Raw genomic sequence first — 223 nt, 5'->3', positions numbered from 1 at the left:
TGCACCGCCTTCTTTACCGTCGCTCGCGTCGTCTTTGCCGCCCTTGATCTCACTAAATTTCATCCGTCTAAATCCGCTTTGCTCTGAACTATCCTCTATATATACACTTACGTCTTTATCTGCCTTACTGCTCTTTATCGCCGCGTCTATGTCTGCGATCTCTACTGCAAACAGCAGCTTCGCTCCGCCACGGCTTCTGATACCGGCGTCGGATATCTTTATG

General features: G+C 49.3%; 1 protein-coding gene. It reads right to left on the bottom strand.

Features of this window, described 5'->3' with window-relative positions; genetic code table 11:
* Positions 1-223: hypothetical protein (locus UNSWCS_RS12125; RefSeq protein WP_035144114.1), on the bottom strand; the 223-nt coding region annotated here is incomplete at both ends.

It is taken from the genome of Campylobacter concisus UNSWCS (assembly GCF_000466685.1).
Taxonomy (GTDB): domain Bacteria; phylum Campylobacterota; class Campylobacteria; order Campylobacterales; family Campylobacteraceae; genus Campylobacter_A; species Campylobacter_A concisus_A.
Note: the sequence above shows the minus strand (reverse complement) of the source record. Positions and strands in the feature narration are given on the sequence as shown.